20 protein-coding genes are annotated in these 18916 nt (G+C 56.5%); 6 read left to right on the top strand and 14 right to left on the bottom strand.

Annotated elements, in window-relative coordinates; translation table 11 throughout:
* Positions 1 to 21: 21 nt before the first annotated feature.
* Positions 22 to 1191 (bottom strand): AAA family ATPase, encoded by a 1170-nt coding sequence (locus tag GVL50_RS15445; RefSeq protein WP_159814014.1) that lies wholly within the window; start codon positions 1189 to 1191, stop codon positions 22 to 24.
* Between the two features lie 348 nt (positions 1192 to 1539).
* Between GVL50_RS15445 and GVL50_RS15440 the strand changes: the two genes are divergently transcribed.
* Positions 1540 to 2031 (top strand): RidA family protein, encoded by a 492-nt coding sequence (locus tag GVL50_RS15440; RefSeq protein WP_159814012.1) that lies wholly within the window; start codon positions 1540 to 1542, stop codon positions 2029 to 2031.
* Positions 2032 to 2332: 301 nt separating this feature from the next.
* Here GVL50_RS15440 and GVL50_RS15435 read toward each other — a convergent pair whose 3' ends face one another.
* From GVL50_RS15435 to GVL50_RS15425, 3 genes are all read right to left on the bottom strand, one after another.
* Positions 2333 to 3034 (bottom strand): hypothetical protein, encoded by a 702-nt coding sequence (locus tag GVL50_RS15435; protein ID WP_159814010.1) that lies wholly within the window; start codon positions 3032 to 3034, stop codon positions 2333 to 2335.
* 118 nt (positions 3035 to 3152) lie between these two features.
* Complete coding sequence (locus GVL50_RS15430; RefSeq protein WP_159814008.1) at positions 3153 to 4664, bottom strand: HAMP domain-containing sensor histidine kinase; 1512 nt, start codon at positions 4662 to 4664, stop codon at positions 3153 to 3155.
* Positions 4661 to 5371: a response regulator transcription factor gene (locus GVL50_RS15425; protein WP_159814006.1), complete on the bottom strand. Its 711-nt coding sequence runs from the start codon at positions 5369 to 5371 to the stop codon at positions 4661 to 4663. The genes GVL50_RS15430 and GVL50_RS15425 overlap by 4 nt, the downstream gene beginning before the upstream one ends.
* Positions 5372 to 5522: 151 nt before the next feature.
* On the opposite strand from GVL50_RS15425, the gene msrB reads away from it, so the two are divergent.
* Genes msrB through msrA form a run of 3 tightly spaced genes read left to right on the top strand, consistent with a single transcriptional unit; the run spans position 5523 to position 8607 of the window.
* Positions 5523 to 6041 carry a peptide-methionine (R)-S-oxide reductase MsrB gene (gene msrB, locus GVL50_RS15420; protein WP_159814005.1) on the top strand — a complete coding sequence of 173 codons (519 nt, stop codon included), beginning with the start codon at positions 5523 to 5525 and terminating at the stop codon, positions 6039 to 6041.
* Between the two features lie 43 nt (positions 6042 to 6084).
* Positions 6085 to 7893: a cytochrome c biogenesis protein DipZ gene (locus GVL50_RS15415; RefSeq protein ID WP_159814003.1), complete on the top strand. Its 1809-nt coding sequence runs from the start codon at positions 6085 to 6087 to the stop codon at positions 7891 to 7893.
* Between the two features lie 15 nt (positions 7894 to 7908).
* Complete coding sequence (gene msrA / locus GVL50_RS15410; RefSeq protein WP_159814001.1) at positions 7909 to 8607, top strand: peptide-methionine (S)-S-oxide reductase MsrA; 699 nt, start codon at positions 7909 to 7911, stop codon at positions 8605 to 8607.
* A 30-nt stretch (positions 8608 to 8637) separates the two neighbouring features.
* On the opposite strand, the gene GVL50_RS15405 is transcribed toward msrA, so the two are convergent.
* The 4 genes from GVL50_RS15405 to GVL50_RS15390 form a co-directional block, all read right to left on the bottom strand.
* Positions 8638 to 9738, bottom strand: coding sequence for a hypothetical protein (locus tag GVL50_RS15405; protein ID WP_159813999.1), 1101 nt, complete (start codon positions 9736 to 9738; stop codon positions 8638 to 8640).
* Between the two features lie 9 nt (positions 9739 to 9747).
* Complete coding sequence (locus GVL50_RS15400) at positions 9748 to 11211, bottom strand: MBOAT family protein (RefSeq protein WP_159813997.1); 1464 nt, start codon at positions 11209 to 11211, stop codon at positions 9748 to 9750.
* A gap of 191 nt (positions 11212 to 11402) precedes the next feature.
* Positions 11403 to 11810, bottom strand: coding sequence for a GNAT family N-acetyltransferase (locus tag GVL50_RS15395; RefSeq protein WP_159813995.1), 408 nt, complete (start codon positions 11808 to 11810; stop codon positions 11403 to 11405).
* Positions 11811 to 11866: 56 nt separating this feature from the next.
* Entirely contained in the window at positions 11867 to 12772 is a 906-nt protein-coding gene (locus GVL50_RS15390; protein ID WP_159813993.1) for a LysR family transcriptional regulator, read from the bottom strand.
* A gap of 102 nt (positions 12773 to 12874) precedes the next feature.
* Here GVL50_RS15390 and GVL50_RS15385 point away from each other — a divergent pair, with 102 nt between their 5' ends.
* Positions 12875 to 14041, top strand: a complete 1167-nt coding sequence (locus tag GVL50_RS15385; RefSeq protein WP_159813991.1) for an aspartate aminotransferase family protein — start codon at positions 12875 to 12877, stop codon at positions 14039 to 14041.
* Here GVL50_RS15385 and GVL50_RS15380 read toward each other — a convergent pair.
* From GVL50_RS15380 to GVL50_RS15360, 5 genes are all read right to left on the bottom strand, one after another.
* Positions 14035 to 14289, bottom strand: a complete 255-nt coding sequence (locus GVL50_RS15380; RefSeq protein WP_159813989.1) for a Txe/YoeB family addiction module toxin — start codon at positions 14287 to 14289, stop codon at positions 14035 to 14037. The genes GVL50_RS15385 and GVL50_RS15380 overlap by 7 nt on opposite strands.
* Complete coding sequence (locus tag GVL50_RS15375) at positions 14286 to 14540, bottom strand: type II toxin-antitoxin system prevent-host-death family antitoxin (protein WP_086791676.1); 255 nt, start codon at positions 14538 to 14540, stop codon at positions 14286 to 14288. Before GVL50_RS15375 ends, GVL50_RS15380 begins: the two co-directional genes overlap by 4 nt.
* A 231-nt stretch (positions 14541 to 14771) precedes the next feature.
* Positions 14772 to 16691, bottom strand: a complete 1920-nt coding sequence (locus tag GVL50_RS15370) for an alkaline phosphatase D family protein (RefSeq protein ID WP_159813987.1) — start codon at positions 16689 to 16691, stop codon at positions 14772 to 14774.
* 72 nt (positions 16692 to 16763) lie between these two features.
* Positions 16764 to 17495, bottom strand: coding sequence for a hypothetical protein (locus GVL50_RS15365; protein ID WP_159813986.1), 732 nt, complete (start codon positions 17493 to 17495; stop codon positions 16764 to 16766).
* A 130-nt stretch (positions 17496 to 17625) separates the two neighbouring features.
* Positions 17626 to 17979: a hypothetical protein gene (locus tag GVL50_RS15360; protein WP_159813984.1), complete on the bottom strand. Its 354-nt coding sequence runs from the start codon at positions 17977 to 17979 to the stop codon at positions 17626 to 17628.
* Positions 17980 to 18178: 199 nt separating this feature from the next.
* Between GVL50_RS15360 and GVL50_RS15355 the strand changes: the two genes are divergently transcribed.
* A complete protein-coding gene (locus GVL50_RS15355) occupies positions 18179 to 18547 on the top strand; it encodes a PH domain-containing protein (RefSeq protein WP_159813982.1) in 369 nt (122 codons plus the stop codon).
* Here the strand turns inward: GVL50_RS15355 and GVL50_RS15350 are convergent.
* Positions 18544 to 18873 (bottom strand): hypothetical protein, encoded by a 330-nt coding sequence (locus GVL50_RS15350; protein ID WP_159813980.1) that lies wholly within the window; start codon positions 18871 to 18873, stop codon positions 18544 to 18546. The two genes, GVL50_RS15355 and GVL50_RS15350, sit on opposite strands and share 4 nt — an antisense overlap.
* Positions 18874 to 18916: the final 43 nt, after the last annotated feature.

Here is an 18916-nt window from a genome sequence, read left to right as displayed (position 1 = left end):
CGGGGTTTTTTATTGGGTGAGTTAAGGGACTCGCCTCATGAACTCATCAAACAGTGGAACAGTAAACGCGATGAGTGCGTATTCAGGGCTGTAGATCATGCCTTTTTTGATCAGGCTGTCGCGTACTGGCCCTAGACTTGTAGCGTTTCTCCCCAGCTTCTTGGCGACGTCGGCAGAGCGTTGCGGCCCCTCTCCCAGCTCAGCCAAACAACGCATGTAATCCCTTTCGGCAGGCGTCGTGCGATCAAAACGCACCCTGAAGAATGACTCGTCGAGCTTGCGAATGCTTTCCTCTGTGGCTGCCTGTGCATCCTCTTCAGTAATGATCTGATCTTTTGCAATGTTCCAAGCGGTATAACCCCATTCCTGAAGAAAGTAGGGATAGCCATGGGTTTTCTGAAAAATCTCGCGTAATGCGCCGTCAGATATTCTGGCGCCTTCATCTTCAACGGGATCACGTAAAGCTTTCCAGGCGTCCACTTCCAATAGCGCCCCCAATCGGGGGAACTCGAAAAGTCTCTCGGCATAGCTTTTGGCGTCACCTGCCTGCCCGGCGAGCTGCGGCAGCCCCGCACCAAACAAGATTAAAGGTAACGCGGCCTGGTTGATTGCGTGTATTCCGCGGATCAAAGCGCCGAGTTCATCTTTGGAGAGATACTGCAATTCGTCGATCAATATGACGATCGGTTGACCTGCATCGCGGGCTGCTTCTGCAGTGGCTATCAGGATATCTCGCAAATCATCTTCAAGATTTCCGCTATCGGCATAACCCGCTTCAGAGTCGCCACCCAGCGTAACCTCCGCTCCTCCGGCTGCAATGGTGATGTTGCCAATGAAGCTGCGGAGGATCCGAATTCCTCTCTTTACGGTCTCAACCGTGTTTTGTACGCGATCAAGACGTAACAGCAATCGGCGTAAAACTGGAATCAGCAGTTGTTTTAGCTCTGCACCATCGTGGGCTTCCTGCATCTCGGCGAGATAGCCTTGAGACACTGCTCTGTCTTTAATTTGATTCAGAAGCACTGTTTTCCCGACGCCACGCAGTCCCAATACCATTAGAGACTTAGCATGCTTGCCGCGTTTGATTCGTGCGAGTGCGGTGTCAGCCGTTTCCAGTACCTCGGATCGCCCCGCGAGCTCTGGGGGTGAAACGCCGGCTCCGGGATTGAAGGGATTTGTATTCTTGTCCACGGCGTAATCTCATACGAACTTATAGATAGTTATAGTGAGATATGGCTATAACTATAAATAAGTTGCTAGATGGTTGCTCCCCAGGCGATGCCGGGAGCAAATTTTGATGTTAGTAACGACCTTGACCGGGGTCGCCGAGAGAGGCAATCGTAGCGATGTGCTGGCCGAGAGTTGATCGCGCAGGTTCGAACTGACAAAGCCTTTAAAATCAGTCACTGGAGAGGCGGTTGCGCAGTGATCCCGAAATCTCTAGATTTGGATCCAAATATTTCGATGGGTTTGTCGGTGTTTTCAGTACGGCGTTCATCTGTCGTAACTCGTGGTTAAATCATAAAAAGGCTGGGCGACATGACTGAGAGGATGACCTGCGACGAACGCTTTATTGCCCTGGCACAAGAGCTGAATTACGACATCTATGGCGAGAACACGGCTGGCGGTAATTACGCGCCGCTGATTCGTCATCATGATGAGTTGTACATCAGCGGGATGGTGCCGCGCACTCACGGCAAGATTCAGTATCCCGGTCGCGTCGGGCTGGAGTTGACGCTCAAGGATGCGCAGGCGGCGGCGAGCATCAGTGCGATGCGCTGTCTGGCGCTGATTGTTGATGCGGTGGGATCGCTGGACAAGATCAAGGCGTTGTTGCGGGTCACGGTGTATGTGAAGTCGACGCCGGATTTCGTCGATTTGAGTGAAGTGGCCAATGGTGCTTCGGATGTGTTCAGCCATGTACTGGGTGATGCCGGGCGGCATACGCGGACGACGGTGGGGGTGTATCAGTTGCCGAAGAATGCGGCGATTGAAGTGGACATGATTGTGGCGTTGCATCCTGCGGCTTGAGTCTGATCTCGCGAATTGCCCTCACCCTAACCCTCCCGAAACGTCGGACCGCCCGTAGGGAGAGGGGACTGACCGAGGTGTCTTGAGCTATTCATCGACCTGACAGACCGTGGCGATTGTGGATTCGGCACAGCACGTTCATTTCGGCGTACTTCTACAATATCCCCCAATCGGCCCCCTCTCCCTCGGGAGAGGGCTGGGGTGAGGGGCCTCGGTGTAGGCCATCCCACTAAACCCAAGCCGAAAACCAAAAAGCCCCGCACTGAATCCCAGTGCGGGGCTTTTTCGTCAGCGCTGAAAATTACTGCGCAGCGATGCTGTACCCATCAAACGCTGTCTGCTTCTGCAGTGCAGTGATGATGTTCTTGCGGTTCACGGTCTGCTCGGCGCCGTCGTTATCAACGAAGACTTCGCTTTCCAGTTCCGCCTCTTCGCCTTCACCGACGAAGGTGAAACCGAGGAACTCCAGCGCTTCACGATCAACATTCAGACGCGAACGCGGTGTGCGCAGTGGCAGGGTCACGCTGATGCCGTCTTTGCTGATGGTGAAGATTTCGACTTCTTTCTTCTTCGCGGCTTTGCTCTTGCCGCCACTCGGGTTGCTGATCGCCTGATGGGTCTGATTCAGCACTTTGAGGGCCAGGCCGTAAACGATTTCCTGGAACGCCGGATCGTCCTTGAAGCTGGACAGGATGCGGCCAATCGAAAACTTGCTGCTCAGGTCTTCAAGGGCGGCGAGGTCGGCGGCTTCGGCGTCTTTCAGTGCCTTGAGTTCGCCCATCAGCTCGTAAGCCTTGTCGTCATCGAAGCTGTCGTGAGCGTGACGGATCGCGGCGCGCAATTCGCGGATCTGGTCGCTTTCGCGGCTCGACTGGAACGCGTCCAGCACCATCTCGCTGATGATTTTGGCTTGTGGCAGGTGTTGTGAAAGATTGATGGAGTTTTCGTATTCCGCTTTGGACGATTCGGTGACTACGGATTCAGCGGTGTTGAAATCGGACATTGAAATTTCACTACTTTTTAACTTGAGTGGAGATGAGCAAGCCCGAGGGCTTTTTCAGGTCGACTAATTTAGGGGAGCGGGGCGGCGTTGTCACGGAGCAACGGGCCGGCGGTCTCAACTATTTGGCCGGGGTGTGCAGATTCATTGAGCGTACCAACCATTGCTCGGCAGTTTGCTGATCCGTTGGCAGCGAAAAGCGAAACGTCGCGCCGCGCCCATTAACGTCCAGCAACTGAATGTCGCGTCCATGCAATTGCAAGATGCGGTGCACGATGCGCAGACCCAAGCCGCCATCCCGTCGCGCGCCACCGATATTGAACGGGCGCAGGAACAGCCCTTCGCGCAATTGAGGCGCAATGCCTGGGCCGGTGTCGCTGACCGTAACATCGACCAAAGCGCCATGGGGTTTCAGATCAAGTTCAATTTCGCCGCCCTGTGGCGTGTGCCGCAACGCGTTATCCACCAGATTGGTCAGCACCCGTTCGATCAGCCCAAGGTCGGCGCAGACCGTTGGCAGGTTTGGCACAAACTGCGCCTTGAGTTCGACCTGTCGTGCCTCAGCGGTCAGTTCGAATTTCTGAAAGATATCTTGCACCAGATCGGTCAGGGAGAAACGCTCAAGCACCGGCTGCACAAACCCGTGTTCCAGCCGCACCAGTTCCAGCAGCGATTGCGCCAGCCCGCCGACCTTGCGGCTCTGATCCAGCGCGATGCCCAGATAACGCCGACGTTCTTCCGGGGACAGCGTGGCGTCCTTCAGCGACAGGGTTTCCAGATATCCGTGCAGCGAGGCCAGTGGCGTGCGCAGGTCGTGGGAAATATTCGCCACCAGTTCGCGGCGTTCCTGATCTTGACGGGTCAATGAGCGCCACTGTTCGCCGAGACGGTTTTGCATCTGTCGGAAAGCTGCGTCGAGAACGGCAATTTCATCCGGGTCGGCGGATTTATCCACAGGCGCTGTGACCGGTTGCGGTGCGCCATCGATATCAAAACGGCTGACGGTATCGGTGAGTCGCCGCAACGGTCGGGTAATCAGATTGAATGCGGTGAGGCCGGCGATCAAACACAGCAGCGCGACCAGTCCGATCGACAGCAGAGCAGTGTTGAGCGCGGCGCTGGTCGCCCCGCGTTCGGCAAAACGGTCGTGTTCTTCGCTAAGCAACACCACGTACAGATAACCGGCGGGTTTGCCATTGACCTTCAGCGGTGCGGCGCTGAAGACTTTGCGTCCGTCCACGCTGCGCGGATCGTCGCCGAGGATCGGCAAGGGCTGGTCGTTGAGCAACTGGCGGATCGGCGCTAGATCGACCTGCTGCCGAAGTATCCGGCCTTCAGGCGCGGCGCTGCCGACAACCTTCCCTTCGCCATCGAGCAAATACACCTCGACACTCGGATTAACCAGCATCAACTGGCTGAACAGTTGGCGCACGGCACCGGGCATCAAGCCGTTGCTGTCCATCAGCACGGTGTCGTGGGCGATGTGTTGCGCCAAATCCCTCGACAACCCTTGCACCACTTCCAGTTCATGCATCTTGCTGGAGCGCACCTGCAGCCACGCCGATGTGCCGCAGCACACCAGCAGCAACACGGCGAAAACGATGGACAGGCGCTGCGTCAGGGTCAGTTTCATGGCTGCTCGGTACCGAATTTATAACCACGGCCCCACACGGTGAGGATGCGCGTCGGCTGTGCCGGGTCTTTTTCGATCTTTGCCCGCAGGCGATTGATATGGGTATTGACCGTGTGTTCGTAACCCTCGTGGCTGTAGCCCCAAACGGCGTTAAGCAGATCCATGCGCGAGAAGACTTTGCCCGGTTGCCGGGCGAAGAAGTACAGCAGATCAAACTCCCGTGGCGTGAGATCCAGGCGCTGACCGTCGAGGCTGACGTCGCGGGTGATCGGGTCGATGCTCAGCCCATCGAGAATGAGGCTGCCGGCATCCATCTTCAGGTTGCGCGCCATCGCGTCGACCCGGCGCAACAGCGCTTTGACCCGCGCCACCAGTTCCAGCATCGAAAACGGTTTGGCCAGATAGTCATCGGCTCCCAACTCCAGACCCAGAATCCGGTGAAGTTCACTGGAGCGGGCGCTGGTGATGATGATCGGTGTGTAGCGCGCCATGGCCCGGGCGCGGCGGCAGATTTCCAGACCGTCGACCCCCGGCAACATCAGATCGAGGATCAGCGCATCCCAGTGGCCTTGCTGCAGCAAGCGCATGCCTTCGTCGCCGTCGGCGCTGTGCGTCACCTCGAATTGTTCATCCCGCAAATGCAGGCAAATCAGGTCGGCAATGTGCTGGTCGTCCTCGACCACGAGAACGCGTTTGGTCTGTTCCATGAAGCTCAATCCTTCAGCGCGATTGACGCATTGTGCGGGTTTTTCCGGTGGCGAGTTATCACGAATTCGTTAACTCCCTGTGAGGATTTGGCGATCAATCCAAGCCTAGGCTGTGTTCCATGAAGAGCACTTGGAATTTTCGGAGGCAGCCATGTTTTCACGGCGACAGATTCTGTTAGCGGGCGGCGGGCTAGGGGTTGCAGCCCTGGTCGCGGGTGTATTGCCAAAATTGTCGACCAGCGCTGCAGTGGTCAGCGCAGCGCAGGCAGATGAAATGTTTGTAGTGACGCACAGCGACAGTGAATGGCATTCGATCCTGAGCGACGAGCAATACCAGATCCTGCGCGAAGAGGGCACCGAACGCGCCTACACCAGCCCGCTGAACAACGAGCATCGGGTCGGCACTTTTGCCTGCGCCGGTTGTGATCTGGCGCTGTTTTCCTCCGCGACCAAATTCGACAGCCGCACCGGTTGGCCGAGCTTCTGGGCGCCATTGGAGCGTGCGGTGGCGGTGCGCCAGGATCGATCGTTCGGCATGTCGCGCGAAGAGGTTCACTGCCGGCGTTGCGGCGGTCACTTGGGGCATGTTTTCGATGACGGCCCGAAACCCACCGGTCTGCGTTATTGCATGAATGGCCTGGCCATGACCTTCAAAACCGTGGCGGCTTAAGCCATGAAGCGCGGGCGATCTTCACCTCACACAGGACAAATCTATGTGGCTCTTGGTTCTCGCTTATCTCGGTGGTGTGCTGACGATCGTCAGCCCTTGCATCCTGCCGGTTCTGCCTTTTGTCTTCGCTCGCACCGGGCAGCCGTTTATCAAGAGTGGCTTGCCGCTGCTGGCGGGGATGGCGCTGACCTTCGCGCTCGTCGCCTCGTTGGCGGCGGTGGGCGGCGGTTGGGTGGTGCAAGTCAATCAGTACGGGCGCTGGCTCGCGTTGCTGTTCGTTGCGCTGTTCGGACTGACACTGCTGCTGCCACGTGTGGCCGAGCGCCTGACCCGGCCGCTGGTGTCGGCCGGCAGTCGTCTGTCGCAAGCCGCCGGGCAGGACAATCGCCCGCGTCCCGGCGCTTCGTTTCTGATCGGGGTCGCCACGGGGCTGCTCTGGGCGCCTTGCGCGGGGCCAATCCTCGGCTTGATTCTGACCGGTGCCGCGCTGCAAGGGGCAAGCATCGCCACCACGCTGTTGTTGCTCGCTTACGCGGCGGGTGCCGCGACCTCATTGGCCGCAGCGCTGTTGCTGGGCGGTAAGGTTTTCGCCTTCATGAAGCGTTCGATTGGTACCGGCGAGTGGATTCGTCGTGGCCTCGGCGCGTTGATGTTGGCCGGGGTGGCAGCGATCGCTTTGGGTCTTGATACTGGCATTCTTGCGCGGATATCGACCGCGTCTACCGGAGGGCTCGAGCAAGCATTGGTTGGCAAGCTTTCAGCAAAAAAACCTGAGGCGAACGGCACGATGATGGCGCAGATTCCGCCGGCAGATGAGTTGGCGAACGGCAGCATGATGGCCGCCGGCAGCGCGATGAAAATGGCTGCGAAAGCACCGGGCACATTGCCGGTCGAAGGCCAGTTGCCGCCGCTCGACGGCGCCGTGCAATGGCTCAACTCGCCGCCGCTGGATGCGCAAGCGTTGAAGGGCAAAGTCGTGCTGGTGGATTTCTGGACGTACTCCTGCATCAACTGTTTGCGCACCCTGCCTTACGTCAAAGCCTGGGCCGAAAAATATCGCGATCAGGGCCTGGTGGTGATCGGTGTACACGCGCCGGAATTCGCTTTCGAACGCGATGTAGGAAACGTCACCAAGGCCATGAAGGAATTGGGCATCAATTACCCGGTGGCCATCGATAACGACTACAAGATCTGGCGCGCTTTCAACAATCAATACTGGCCGGCGCATTACTTTGCCGACGCCCAGGGACGCATTCGTTACCACCACTTTGGTGAAGGGGACTACGCCGAATCGGAACGCGTCATTCAACAACTGTTGCGTGAAGCCGGTTCGAAATCCGTCGCCGATGGCTTGATCAATGCTGACGCCAAGGGCGTGCAACTGGCCCCGGACATGAACGAAGTGCAATCGCCGGAAACCTACTTGGGCTACCAGCGCGCAGAACATTTCGTGCCCGAAACTAGCCTGGTGCCCAACAAAGTTTCCGCCTATGTCCCACCGGCCAATCTGGCCCTTAATGACTGGGGCCTCGGCGGCCAATGGAACGTCGGCGCCGAACGCGCCACCGCCGGTGCCACGGCCAGCCGCATCGTTTACCGCTTCCACGCCCGCGACCTGCATCTGGTGCTCGGGCCGGGCGCAGATGGCAAACCGGTGCGCTTCAAAGTGTCGATTGATGGTCAGGCCCCGGGCGATGCGCATGGCGTCGATGTTTCTCCCGATGGCTCTGGCCAAGTCACCGAACAGCGCTTGTATCAATTAGTGCGGCAGTCCGGCGGCGTGAAGGATCGAACCTTCAGCATCGAATTTCTCGACCCCGGTGTTTCCGCCTACGCGTTTACCTTCGGTTGATCAGGAGTGACAGACATGAAAACCCAATTCACATGGCGTCGTATGTTGCTGGCCGTTGCGGTCGTCGGCGTGATCGGCCAGGTCTCAGCGTTCTCCTTTGGCGGCGAAGACGCTGTGGCCATCCCGCCACCCACACTTGATGAAGTCACCCAGGCCCACAGCGAAACCGCCGTGTTTGCGGGCGGTTGTTTCTGGGGCGTGCAGGGTGTTTTTCAACACGTCAAAGGCGTGCAGAAAGCCGTTTCGGGATACGCCGGTGGCGCGGCCAACACCGCTGAATACGAGCGAGTCAGCGGCGGCGATACCGGCCACGCGGAATCGGTGCAAGTCACCTTCGATCCGACGCAGGTCAGCTACGGCGACCTGTTGCAGATCTACTTCTCGGTGGCCCACAACCCGACCGAACTCAACCGGCAAGGCCCGGACAGCGGCACGCAATATCGCTCGGCGCTGTTCCCGATCAATGCCGATCAGCAGAAGGTCGCACAGGCCTACATCACGCAACTCGATGCGGCCCATGCCTTCAGCAAACCGATCGTCACCAAACTGGAAAGCTACAACGGTTTTTACCCGGCAGAGGACTATCACCAGGGCTTCCTGACCGAGCATCCGAGCTATCCGTACATCGCGATCAACGACATGCCGAAAGTGGCGAATTTGAAGCAAATGTTTGCGGAGCGTTATCAGGAAAAACCGGTGTTGGTGAAGGAGTGATCCTGAACCTATGAGGGTTGCCTGCGCGCCTCATTCAGGAGGCAATGACTGGAAAAAGGCGTTACGTGTGTCACGTTCGACGCTGGTGATAATCACGATGTCCGGGCGATAGCGTTCAACGAGATCGCCCAACGATTGTGGTTCGAGTGCCAGAAAGTGCATTTGCACAACATCGGAGAATGTAGCGGCGATCAGGGGAGACATCGCAGAGCCGAACGAATCTCTCAACCAAAGTACTTTGGTTTTATTCAAAGCTTTGGGTGATTTGATCTGAATGGGCGTCATGGAGGGTGCTACGCCGATGTTCAGTCCGGAGAGAGTCAGTGCTCCGGAATTGAAGTCATATTGCTCCACCGGCAGCTCGTACTCTTTATGGAGATTCAATATCAATTCCTTATCGGAAAGTGTGTTCTGGATCCTCAAGAAATTCGCAAGATCCCCTCCGGGGCGTTCAAAAGTGGACGCGATGATTTTTTCATTGCTCTTGGGCCAGAGCAGGGATGGCTGAGTGCTCGCCATCGATTTACGCAACTCATTGAATGCGATCCACGCCCCAAGCGCGTTCCAGTGCGTGTCGGTTCTGTAATACAAGGGTTCGAGGGCATCGTCTTTGGCTTTTCTCAGGGCCGCTGTCGGGTCGATGTAAATACCTGCTCGCCTATCGGGCATCAGATCATGAGTGGGGCGGGTTGGTGAATGCGAAGCCCAGTCAGGAAGGTATTCCGGATAAACAGAGTCTTTATCCGGACCGATCAGGATTCGGAATTCAGTGACGCCCTTCAGCTTCAGCCATTTGCCCCACGCGTCTGCTGATTCGGCTATTTTGCTGAAAGTCTTTACGTCATGCGCTGTAGCGGCGGTGCGTTTTGAGGAAATTGATTGTTCAAAATGATCGCCCAGATAGAGCCAGTCTTCTTTGCCGATAATCACGCGACCAGGATCAATAGACAGGCCCAGAGGATAAATAGCCTCGCTGATGATTTGGTGAGCGAAGTCCATGTTGTAGAGGAATTTCTGCTTCCACCATTTGACCCCTTGATGGGCCAAAGGGAGTTGCATCAGGTTGATCAACGGCACGATGAGAAGCAGTGCGGCTGTCAGTGCAAACGAGAGATAGAGTGGTCTTTTCATGGGCTGCTGTCAGAAGTTGAAATACAGGAACGTCGAACTTTTACTCTGGAGGATTGAGTACAGCGCGAGGCTAAACAGGGTGCACATGAATAGGGATTTTTTGATGGCGCCATTCGGTTGTAGCGTGAGCTCATGGGCGTTCCGCTGACTGATAATAAACAGAGCAACCCCGATCATCGTGATCGGCGCCAAATTTACAGCCAGACCTGGAGACAGTAGCTCCAGAAGTCGATCCGAAAACACGCCTCCCCACGCAAAACTTGAAGTAGGTGAGTTGCGGATTGATATTTCTTGGATTGAGTTGATGTTAACCATTCCAGCCAGAATGCCAACGGCGTCTTCTAGTGTGTGCGCCCTGAAGAACACCCATGTGGTATTCACGAATAAAAAAGTCGAGAGCCACGCCGCCCATTTGGGTAGGCTAAATCCCGCCTGTCTCCATATACGGTGAACAACGATCGCACCGCCATGTAGCGCTCCCCAAATAATGAAAAGCCAACTTGCGCCGTGCCAGAGTCCACCGAGGATAAAGGTAAGTATCAAATTTACATACAGTCGACTTGAACCGCAGCGATTGCCACCCAGAGGAATATATAAATAGTCGCGAAGGTATCGGCTGAGCGTGATATGCCAGCGTCGCCAAAACTCTTGAATGTCGAGTGATTTGTAAGGGGAGTTAAAGTTTAACGGCAGCCAGATGTTGAACAGCAATGCGGCGCCGATGGCCATGTCGCAATATCCGCTGAAATCAAAATAGAGCTGGAAGGTGTAGGAGAGGCTGGTCGACCAAGCGCTGTAGAAGTCGTGCTCAACGCCACTGGCGAAACCGGCATTCGCCCAGACCGCAAAGGTGTCAGCGATCATGACTTTCTTGAAGAGCCCGATACTGAAGACGAACAAACCCATCCAGACATTTCTTGAGCGAACTACCAGTGTCCAGCGGGACTGGAATTGTCCCATCATTTCTTTGTGATGAAGTATCGGGCCAGCGATCAAGTGGGGGAAAAAAGTCACGAAGAGTGCGTAGTTAATGAAGCTGAGTTCTTTAGCCAGTTTTCGATAGCAGTCCACAAGAAATGCAATCTGCGTGAAGGTATAGAAACTGATTCCGAGCGGCAGTGCGATTTGTTCGATGAACAGGTTGGTGGAAGTAAAGGTGTTGATGTTGTCGATAAAAAAATTTGTGTATTTGAAGTAGGCTAAAAGGATCAGATTCAGGCTGATGCCTACAACAAGTATCGTTTTCGACGGGCGCTGATGAGACGCCAGTCGATGCCCAATGAGGTAATTGACGGTTATGGAGAGTAAAAGCAGGGGTATGAAAGCAACGCTCCAATAACCATAAAATATCAGGCTCGCGACGACTAACCATGCCTTTCCCGCAGTGATGAACCGCAATCGATTCAGGGTGAAGTAAACAAAGAATACGGTCGGTAAAAATATCAGTATGAATTTTGTAGAATTGAAGATCATCAAACCGCCTCGGATGTATTTCAGTGTGGTGCGGGAGGCGGCTGATTGTAGGGAGACACGAATTAATTGATAGGGGGTAAATGTGCTTGGTGAAGTTTCCTACATTGAATTCGGAGTAAGCATTCAAAACACCCGTGTTTGGCGGAATTTCGCAGCGATGAAGTGAAACTTCTTACGAGTGTTGGCGACATTTACTCTGTTGAACGTAAGCGCTCCATGGTTATTTCCGAAACATGAAAATTCAGCCGGGAAAAGAACGCCTCCGCGCCCTCACGCCCGGCACGCAGCACCCAAGTGATGTTGGGGTTGTTGCCCATCACATGCTCGACGAGTGCTCGGCCGACACCTCCACGCTGATGTTGCTCATCGACCACCACCATCGACAGGTATCCGTTGGATAAACCGTCGGTGATGCCCCGGGCGAAACCGATGATTTGCGCATCTTTCAGTGCGACTGCCGTTCGCTGTGAGTTATGGATCAGTTGGGCAAAATGCTCAGGTGAGCCGACGCGATGTCCCCAGCCATGCTGTTGCAGAAACAGCCGCACTGATTCAATTTCGCCGGGATGCAAATCGCGCACGTTCAGTGTGTTTTCCATTTCAGATTACGTCCTTGTTCGTCGTTGTTTCGAGCGTAGTTGAAGCACGCGCGGAGTCAGGATTTCCCCCACATGCGCATGGCAAATTCAACGAACCGCCGCAGCTTCGGCAGTCGATAGCGATCCTGCGCGTACAGCAAATGCATCGGCCTGCTCGGTGCGTGGTAATCAGGGATGACCTTGACCAGTTTGCCTTCACGCAGATCCTGCTCGACCAGCGCATCCGGCAGCATGACGATGCCCATGCCGTTGCGCGCGGCCTGATGCAGACCGGCGGAGCTGTTGATCAGCATCGGCCCGCTGACGTCGACCATGATTTCCCCGTCAGGGCCGCTGAGGCGCCAGCGTTTTTCCACTGATTGCCAGTCATCGCCGGCCGGGTAGGCGAACGACAGGCAGTCGTGCTGCTGCAACTCTTCAGGCGTTTTCGGCATGCCGCGTCGCGCCACGTATTGCGGGGATGCGCACACGGTCAGGGTGTAATCGATCAAGGGCCGGGCGATCAGGTTCGACTCTTCGAAATTGCCCAGTCGAAAAGCCACGTCGAGACCGCTTTCCAGCAAGTCCGGGCGGCCATTGGTCAGCACCACATCGAGTTTTACTTGTGGGTACAGCAGCGAATACTCGCTGAGCGCTGGCGCCAGACGTTCGACACCAAAAGTCAGCGGCGCGGTGATGCGCAACATGCCACGCGGTTGATCGAGGGCTTGTTCGGCCAGGGCTTCGGAGTCGGCGACCAGTCCCAGCACTTCCAGGCAACGCTGATAATAAACGCTGCCAAACTCGGTCAGCCGTTGACGGCGGGTCGTGCGTTGCAGCAGTTGCACGCCGAGCCGTTGCTCCAGTGCGCGCAGGTGATTGCCGACCATTGTCGTCGACATATAGCACTGCAACGCGGCCGCCGTCATGCTCCCGGCTTCGACAACTTTGATGTAAACGCTCATCGACTGGAATAAATCCATTATCAAGTCCTGCTTATAAATGATCGAAGTTTTGCCGAGTTTATCCAGTTCAGGTGGCTAACCATACTCCCATCACACCGACCTGCACTGGAGTTTGAAGTCATGACCGCCGCCCTGATGAACACTTACCAACCGCTTGCCCTGAGTTTTATCAAGGGCCTGGGCACCCGACTGTGGGATCAGGCGGGGCGCGAGTATCTGGACGCGGTTGCCGGGGTGGCCGTGACCAATGTCGGTCACTCGCATCCACGGATTGTTGCGGCGATCAGCGAGCAGGCGGGCTTGCTGCTGCACACCTCCAATCTCTACAGCATCGACTGGCAGCAACAACTGGCAAAGCGGTTGACTGAGTTGTCCGGAATGCAGCGCGCGTTCTTCAACAACTCCGGCGCCGAAGCCAATGAAACCGCGCTGAAACTGGCGCGCCTTTATGGCTGGCGCAAAGGCATCGAACAGCCGTTGGTGGTGGTGATGGCCAACGCCTTTCATGGCCGCACGCTTGGTACGTTATCTGCCAGCGATGGCCCGGCGGTGCGCTTGGGTTTCAATGACCTGCCGGGGGATTTCGTCAAAGTACCGTTCGGCGATCTCGACGCGTTGGAGCACGTGCGGCAGAAGCACGGCGAGCGCATCGTTGCGATTCTGGTCGAGCCGATTCAGGGCGAGAGCGGCGTACAACTGGCACCGCCCGGTTACCTGAAAGCGCTGCGTGAAATGTGCAATCGTCAGGCGTGGTTGCTGATGCTCGATGAAATCCAGACTGGCATTGGTCGCACCGGGCGCTGGTTTGCGTTCCAGCACGAAGGCATCGTTCCGGATGTCATGACGCTGGCGAAAGGACTGGGCAATGGCGTGCCGATCGGCGCGTGTCTGGCACGGGGCAGGCCGGCGGATTTGTTCACGCCGGGCAGTCATGGCAGCACGTTCGGTGGTAATCCGCTGGCCTGCCGGGTGGGTTGCACGGTGCTGGATATCATCGAAGAGCAGGGCTTGCTGGAGAACGCGCGGCTGCAGGGTGAGCGCTTGCTGACGCGGCTGCGTGCAGAGCTGGCGGACAATCCCAATGTGCTGGCGATTCGTGGATTGGGTTTGATGATTGGTATCGAGTTGAAGCAACCGGTGCGTGATCTGACGCTGATTGCGGCGCGAGATCATGGCTTGCTGATCAACGTCACGCGTGGCAAGACGATACGGCTGCTGCCACCGCTGACGATTGATGAGCGGGAGGTGGAGATGATTGTCAGGGGGATTGGGCGGATTGTTCAGTAGTGGTATCTGCAGTGGATGACGCAAATCTCACCGTCCTCGACCCTATAGATCAAACGGTGCTCGGCAGTTATGCGTCGTGACCACAAGCCGCTCAAGTTGTGTTTGAGCGGCTCGGGTTTACCCAAACCTTCAAACGGTTGTCGATGGATTGCCTTGATCAACAGATTGATACGTTTAAGTCCGGCCTTATCGTTCTGCTGAAACCATAAATAGTCTTCCCAGCCTGTCGGCGTGAACTCGATTTTCATTCTTCGATCAATTGCCTGACTTTGGCTTTTCCGGCGCGCATTTCGCCAATCGATTTGATCAACCGCTCGGCGTTGGCTGGTGAGCGCAGCAAGTAGGCTGTCTCTTCGAGCGCGTTGTACTCGGCGAGAGACATCATTACGACAGGCTCGCCTTTTTGGCGGGTTACCAGCAGTGGCGCTCGGTCTTCATTGACGCGATCCATCGTTTCGGCCAGATGGGCGCGGGCGGTGGTGTAGTTGATGGTTTGCATGTAGTCGTCCTCGCTGGATGCAAAGAACGTACAGAAATGAGTACATGATGACAAGGCGATACCTATCAGTGGTTGTTTCACAGAAGGACTGTCTGCGAGCACATCCAGTATCACTCAAGAGCATTGGAGACGTTTCTGAGAAGGTTGTAATCCTTATCCGGCGTCCCCTACAGCGAAACCCCTTCGCGATGTCGTCCTCTAACAATCTCACTGTAGGAAAAGCGTCGGGCCTCAGTCCGGATAATCCGCCAAATCCGGCGCCAGCATCCGCGTCTTCACCTTTCCGTTCGAGTTGTGCTGAAAAATCTCTCGCGGCTGCCCCTGTTCGTTGAAAAACACCTGGCCGATTCCCGCCGAATTCCACAAGCGTTCCCCTGCCTCTGCATGTTCAGGTGTGTACGGCACGATGCGCATCAGCCGGCGTTTGGTGAACCAGTTCAGCGGTGAACGCGGGGAGTAGAGCCAGCGGTTGAGGCGGTCGAACCATTCCAGCAAGGTCGGCGGAAACTCGTTCTTGATCCCGCTGCTGGTGATCTGCCAGATCCGTGGGCCGGCCTTGCGGTGTCGGATAAGGACTTCGTAGACGAAGGAATAATGCACGTCGCCGGACAGCACCACGTAGTTACCGGGTGTACGTGAGTGTCGGAAAATGTTCAGGATCACCTGTGCCGCGCCGCGATGGGCCATCCAGTTTTCCGCGTCGACCAGCAGCGGAAAACCGCACCAACTGAAGACCTTTTGCACGGTTTCGATCAGCTTGACGCCGAAGATCGGCGCCGGTGAAACGATGATCGCCGACGGGTGATCGAGCAGCTCTTGTTGCAGTTCGCTCAAGGCCTCCCAATCGAGAAGTCCCGACGGTTGCTTGAGCGCCATCTCGCTGCGCCAGCGTCGGGTGCGGGTGTCGATGACTACCAGCGCGGGACTGCTCGGCAACACGAAATGCCAGTGCTGAAAGCGCAGCAAGTCATCGATCAGCGCGTCCTGCACCGGGCTGTCGAGGTATTGATCGTCGCCGCTGGCGCTCAAACCTTGAGTTTGCTTCAGCAGATCCTTGAAGGCGTCCGGGTTATTGCCCCAGCCTTGGCACAACATATAGGCGATCAAAGCGTTGCCGATGATGCGTTTGGAGAACGGATGACCGTAGGCCGTTTCCTCCCATTGCGCGGACAGATTCCAGTCATCGGTGATGTCGTGATCGTCGAAAATCATCAGGCTCGGCAGATGCGCGAGCGCCCGGGCGACGTTGCCCAGGCCTAGTGTGAAGGCATCGATCCGCGTTTGTTCGAGCGTGTATCGTTTGAGACGTTCGGGCGTGAGTGCTGGCGCTTGCGGATCAACCAGTGTCCACGCGGTTGGCGACCACACCAGCAAGTACATCGCCATGACTTCGGCGAACGTCACCAGATGATTGTCAGCGCTACTGCTGGTGAAAATCGGCTTACGTGCGCCGCCGAAAAATCGCTCACGCAAAGTCTCGTTGCTCTCCAGCGCCGGTAACAAATCCGCACGGTGGTAGTAACTCGCCGGGTGTTCGTAGAGCTTGGCACTGTCGCTGACCACGGCGCCTTCGAGGTGCTCGTCGAACAGGCCAAGACGTGTAATCAATGCATGAATCGCGCGCAGCATCGGCCCGGCGACGTCATCGGCGTAGACCTGATCGCCGCTCATCATCAACAGCGCCGGGCGTTGTTGCGGGTCTGTCTCGCTGGCCAGAAGCTCGTCGACGCAGAGCAAACCATCCGCCGCCGGGTGATGCGGTTTGCGGCAGGAGCCATGCAGCAACTGATCGATCCGCGAACGCACAATAAGGTTCGGACTTGTTGCGTTGCCATACAACAGATGCGGCGCCCAATCGGCGATGCCATGGGTGTCGTCAATCAGCAGGTCGTAGTCGACGAGGGTGTCGCAGGGCAGGGCGCTTTCCAGGGTGACATCGATGAGATGAACAAACGCCTGGCGGCCTACGGGAATGACGGTGCATTTCGCCGCATCGAGAGGAATCTCTCCTACACCTTGCAGGCGCAAGGTCAGAGACAGTTGGCGCGTGCCGACCAGCCACAACACCAGCCGAGTCGGTTCCAGCCGTCGCAGCAGCGGGCCGGCCAACACAGGTGGCAGCGGGGTCAGGTCATCAAGGGTTGCGGACATCCGGGGACAAAGCTCAAGGCGCACAGGTCGGCGATGATAGCGCAGCCGGCGCCTTGAACCCTTAAGTGAGGCTTAAGAGTTGGTTTTCTGTAGCTTCAGCGCCAACAACTGCCATTCACCGGACGACGCCTGTTCTTGCACCGAGCAGTCGAAACGGTAGGTGACATCGTCGCCGTTCATGTTGCGCGCGGTGACGCTGTTGCTGAAGGTGTACACCTGATTCTTGAAGCGCTGGGTGGTGATCGCCTTGCTGTCGGCAAAACGCGCCGAAGCCGGGAAGCGCAACGTGCTGGTCACCAGCGGACTGCACATGACATAGGCGAGCATCGACTTGTCGCTGTCAGCGTCATGCCCGAGTTTTTTGCTCAGGGCGGTCAGGGCTTTGCGTCCTTGTTCGTCACTTTGATCCAGTACGGTTTTTTCCGAGATCGACGTCGGCGCGCGGCTGGCGTAGTTCGGCAGCAGCGCAGAATCCGGCGGCGATGGCGTGTTGTCCGGTTCGATGGCGGCGAAGTTCGGCGCGTTTTCGAGCGGAGCAGGTGCCGCCGCTGATTCGGACTCAGGCAGTAAAGAAGTCGGCTCGACGTTCTGCGCGACGGTGTTTTCGACCGGCGCCTGTTCAGCGCTGTGCCTGGATGGCAGCAGCGACAGCGTGATCGACAGCACCACCAACCCGACAATGAAACCGCCCGCTGCGCCGACGATATTGCCGTAGAACAGATTCCAGCTGCCGCGGTTCTTCACTACCCAGCGCCACATGAAACCCCAGGCGGCGATGAACGCCAGAAAACGCAGAAACTCCATTCGATCCTTTCCTTAACCTGCAAAAAGCTTGAAGCAGCGCGTGTTGAGACAGCGCGCTGTTGATGGACGGCAAGATATCAAAATCGACGTCTGGCGCCACGAACACATTCACCAACTGCTCAAACGAACGCTACGTCAGGGCGAAAAACGCCAGTGTAGTGATGCCCGCCGCAGTGCCGCAGAGGGCAGCCAAAAGCTGACGAGCGATTGGAGGTTCAACTTGCGAGCGGCGCGCGACCCACATCCATACACCGATGAGCGCACCGGCAGTCGCCATCATTTCCATCAGGGTGCCGATAACGCCAGGCACCGGTGGCCGCGCTGAACCGAACAGTCCTGCACACAGTTGCGCACTGGTCAGGCCAACGATCAGCCCACTGATAGCGCCCAACACATTGGCAAGCAACAGATTCCAAGTCCCACGAACTTTGACCACCCACACCCACATCGCTGGCCAAACCACAAAGAACACCACCACATCCATCGTCTTTCTCTCCTGAAATCAGCGCGGGTCGAAGCGCTCGATGCCCCAACCGACAGTGGACGGCAAGATAGCAAAATAGTAGCGTCGCGCCACGCTGGTCATCCTGGTAAAGGCTTTCCGGACGATATTTTTTGTACTAGAAGTGCGTCACTGATACGAAGCATTACCAGGATGTTTACTCGAACAGAAGGATGGACAGATGATCGACTTCAACAACAAAGGCTTCTTCAAGCTCAAGCAAAACGATGAGTACGCGCAACGCGTGACCGAACTATTGCTCGATGGGGAAGAGGTCATCGACTCGTACAAGTCGATGCGCGATGGCGTGGTGTTTACCAACAAACGCATCATCGCCGTCAACGTTCAAGGCATCACCGGCAGCAAGAAAGACTTCACGTCGCTGCCGTATAAAAACATCGTCGCGTATTCCGTGGAAACGTCGGGAACGTTCGATCTGGACTCGGAGCTGGAGATTTACTTTTCGTCGCTGGGGAAAGTGAAATTCGAATTCACCGGGAAGACCTCGATGGTCGAGATTTCGAAGTACATCTCCCAGTACCTGTTCTAAAGAATGTCTTTGAGATAACCCTTCAGCGCGAGGAGCGGCGGATCAAGCTGCTCCAGCGACTGCGCCTGCCTGAGATCGGCTGACAACTTGTGCAACTCGCGCCCCAACGGTTTCTCGACACCGCCCAATGCATCCAGCGCCAGGCCGAGGCACTCATTCATCTTCAATTGAATAGTCTCGACATCGCCACGTTTCACCAACAACTCGAAAATATCCCGCTGGTAGTCACCCATGACCATGTCATCGCGCAGGATCGGGCTCAGGCCTTCTTCCTCGTACGCGAGTTTCAGGGAGAACAGGGCGACTGTTTCCAGTGACGTTTCCATGGTGATGATCCTTGGGGTTTTCGTCGGTCGAGAAGCTGAAGGT

The sequence above is a fragment of the Pseudomonas sp. 18058 genome (assembly GCF_902706155.1).
Classification (GTDB): domain Bacteria; phylum Pseudomonadota; class Gammaproteobacteria; order Pseudomonadales; family Pseudomonadaceae; genus Aquipseudomonas; species Aquipseudomonas rustica.
The sequence above is the reverse complement of the archived record's forward strand: the minus strand, read 5'-3'. Positions and strand labels throughout refer to the sequence as shown.

What these genes read in the sequence shown, in the direction of transcription:
- GVL50_RS15440 (WP_159814012.1), top strand. Translation starts at nt 1,540, where the DNA reads ATGACTGAGAGGATGACCTGCGACGAACGCTTTATTGCCCTGGCACAA.
- GVL50_RS15435 (WP_159814010.1), bottom strand. Translation starts at nt 3,034, where the DNA reads ATGTCCGATTTCAACACCGCTGAATCCGTAGTCACCGAATCGTCCAAA.
- GVL50_RS15405 (WP_159813999.1), bottom strand. Translation starts at nt 9,738, where the DNA reads ATGAAAAGACCACTCTATCTCTCGTTTGCACTGACAGCCGCACTGCTT.
- msrA (WP_159814001.1), top strand. Translation starts at nt 7,909, where the DNA reads ATGAAAACCCAATTCACATGGCGTCGTATGTTGCTGGCCGTTGCGGTC.
- GVL50_RS15415 (WP_159814003.1), top strand. Translation starts at nt 6,085, where the DNA reads ATGTGGCTCTTGGTTCTCGCTTATCTCGGTGGTGTGCTGACGATCGTC.
- GVL50_RS15385 (WP_159813991.1), top strand. Translation starts at nt 12,875, where the DNA reads ATGACCGCCGCCCTGATGAACACTTACCAACCGCTTGCCCTGAGTTTT.
- GVL50_RS15395 (WP_159813995.1), bottom strand. Translation starts at nt 11,810, where the DNA reads ATGGAAAACACACTGAACGTGCGCGATTTGCATCCCGGCGAAATTGAA.
- GVL50_RS15375 (WP_086791676.1), bottom strand. Translation starts at nt 14,540, where the DNA reads ATGCAAACCATCAACTACACCACCGCCCGCGCCCATCTGGCCGAAACG.
- GVL50_RS15390 (WP_159813993.1), bottom strand. Translation starts at nt 12,772, where the DNA reads ATGGATTTATTCCAGTCGATGAGCGTTTACATCAAAGTTGTCGAAGCC.
- GVL50_RS15400 (WP_159813997.1), bottom strand. Translation starts at nt 11,211, where the DNA reads ATGATCTTCAATTCTACAAAATTCATACTGATATTTTTACCGACCGTA.
- GVL50_RS15355 (WP_159813982.1), top strand. Translation starts at nt 18,179, where the DNA reads ATGATCGACTTCAACAACAAAGGCTTCTTCAAGCTCAAGCAAAACGAT.
- GVL50_RS15365 (WP_159813986.1), bottom strand. Translation starts at nt 17,495, where the DNA reads ATGGAGTTTCTGCGTTTTCTGGCGTTCATCGCCGCCTGGGGTTTCATG.
- GVL50_RS15370 (WP_159813987.1), bottom strand. Translation starts at nt 16,691, where the DNA reads ATGTCCGCAACCCTTGATGACCTGACCCCGCTGCCACCTGTGTTGGCC.
- msrB (WP_159814005.1), top strand. Translation starts at nt 5,523, where the DNA reads ATGTTTTCACGGCGACAGATTCTGTTAGCGGGCGGCGGGCTAGGGGTT.
- GVL50_RS15350 (WP_159813980.1), bottom strand. Translation starts at nt 18,873, where the DNA reads ATGGAAACGTCACTGGAAACAGTCGCCCTGTTCTCCCTGAAACTCGCG.
- GVL50_RS15360 (WP_159813984.1), bottom strand. Translation starts at nt 17,979, where the DNA reads ATGGATGTGGTGGTGTTCTTTGTGGTTTGGCCAGCGATGTGGGTGTGG.
- GVL50_RS15430 (WP_159814008.1), bottom strand. Translation starts at nt 4,664, where the DNA reads ATGAAACTGACCCTGACGCAGCGCCTGTCCATCGTTTTCGCCGTGTTG.
- GVL50_RS15380 (WP_159813989.1), bottom strand. Translation starts at nt 14,289, where the DNA reads ATGAAAATCGAGTTCACGCCGACAGGCTGGGAAGACTATTTATGGTTT.
- GVL50_RS15425 (WP_159814006.1), bottom strand. Translation starts at nt 5,371, where the DNA reads ATGGAACAGACCAAACGCGTTCTCGTGGTCGAGGACGACCAGCACATT.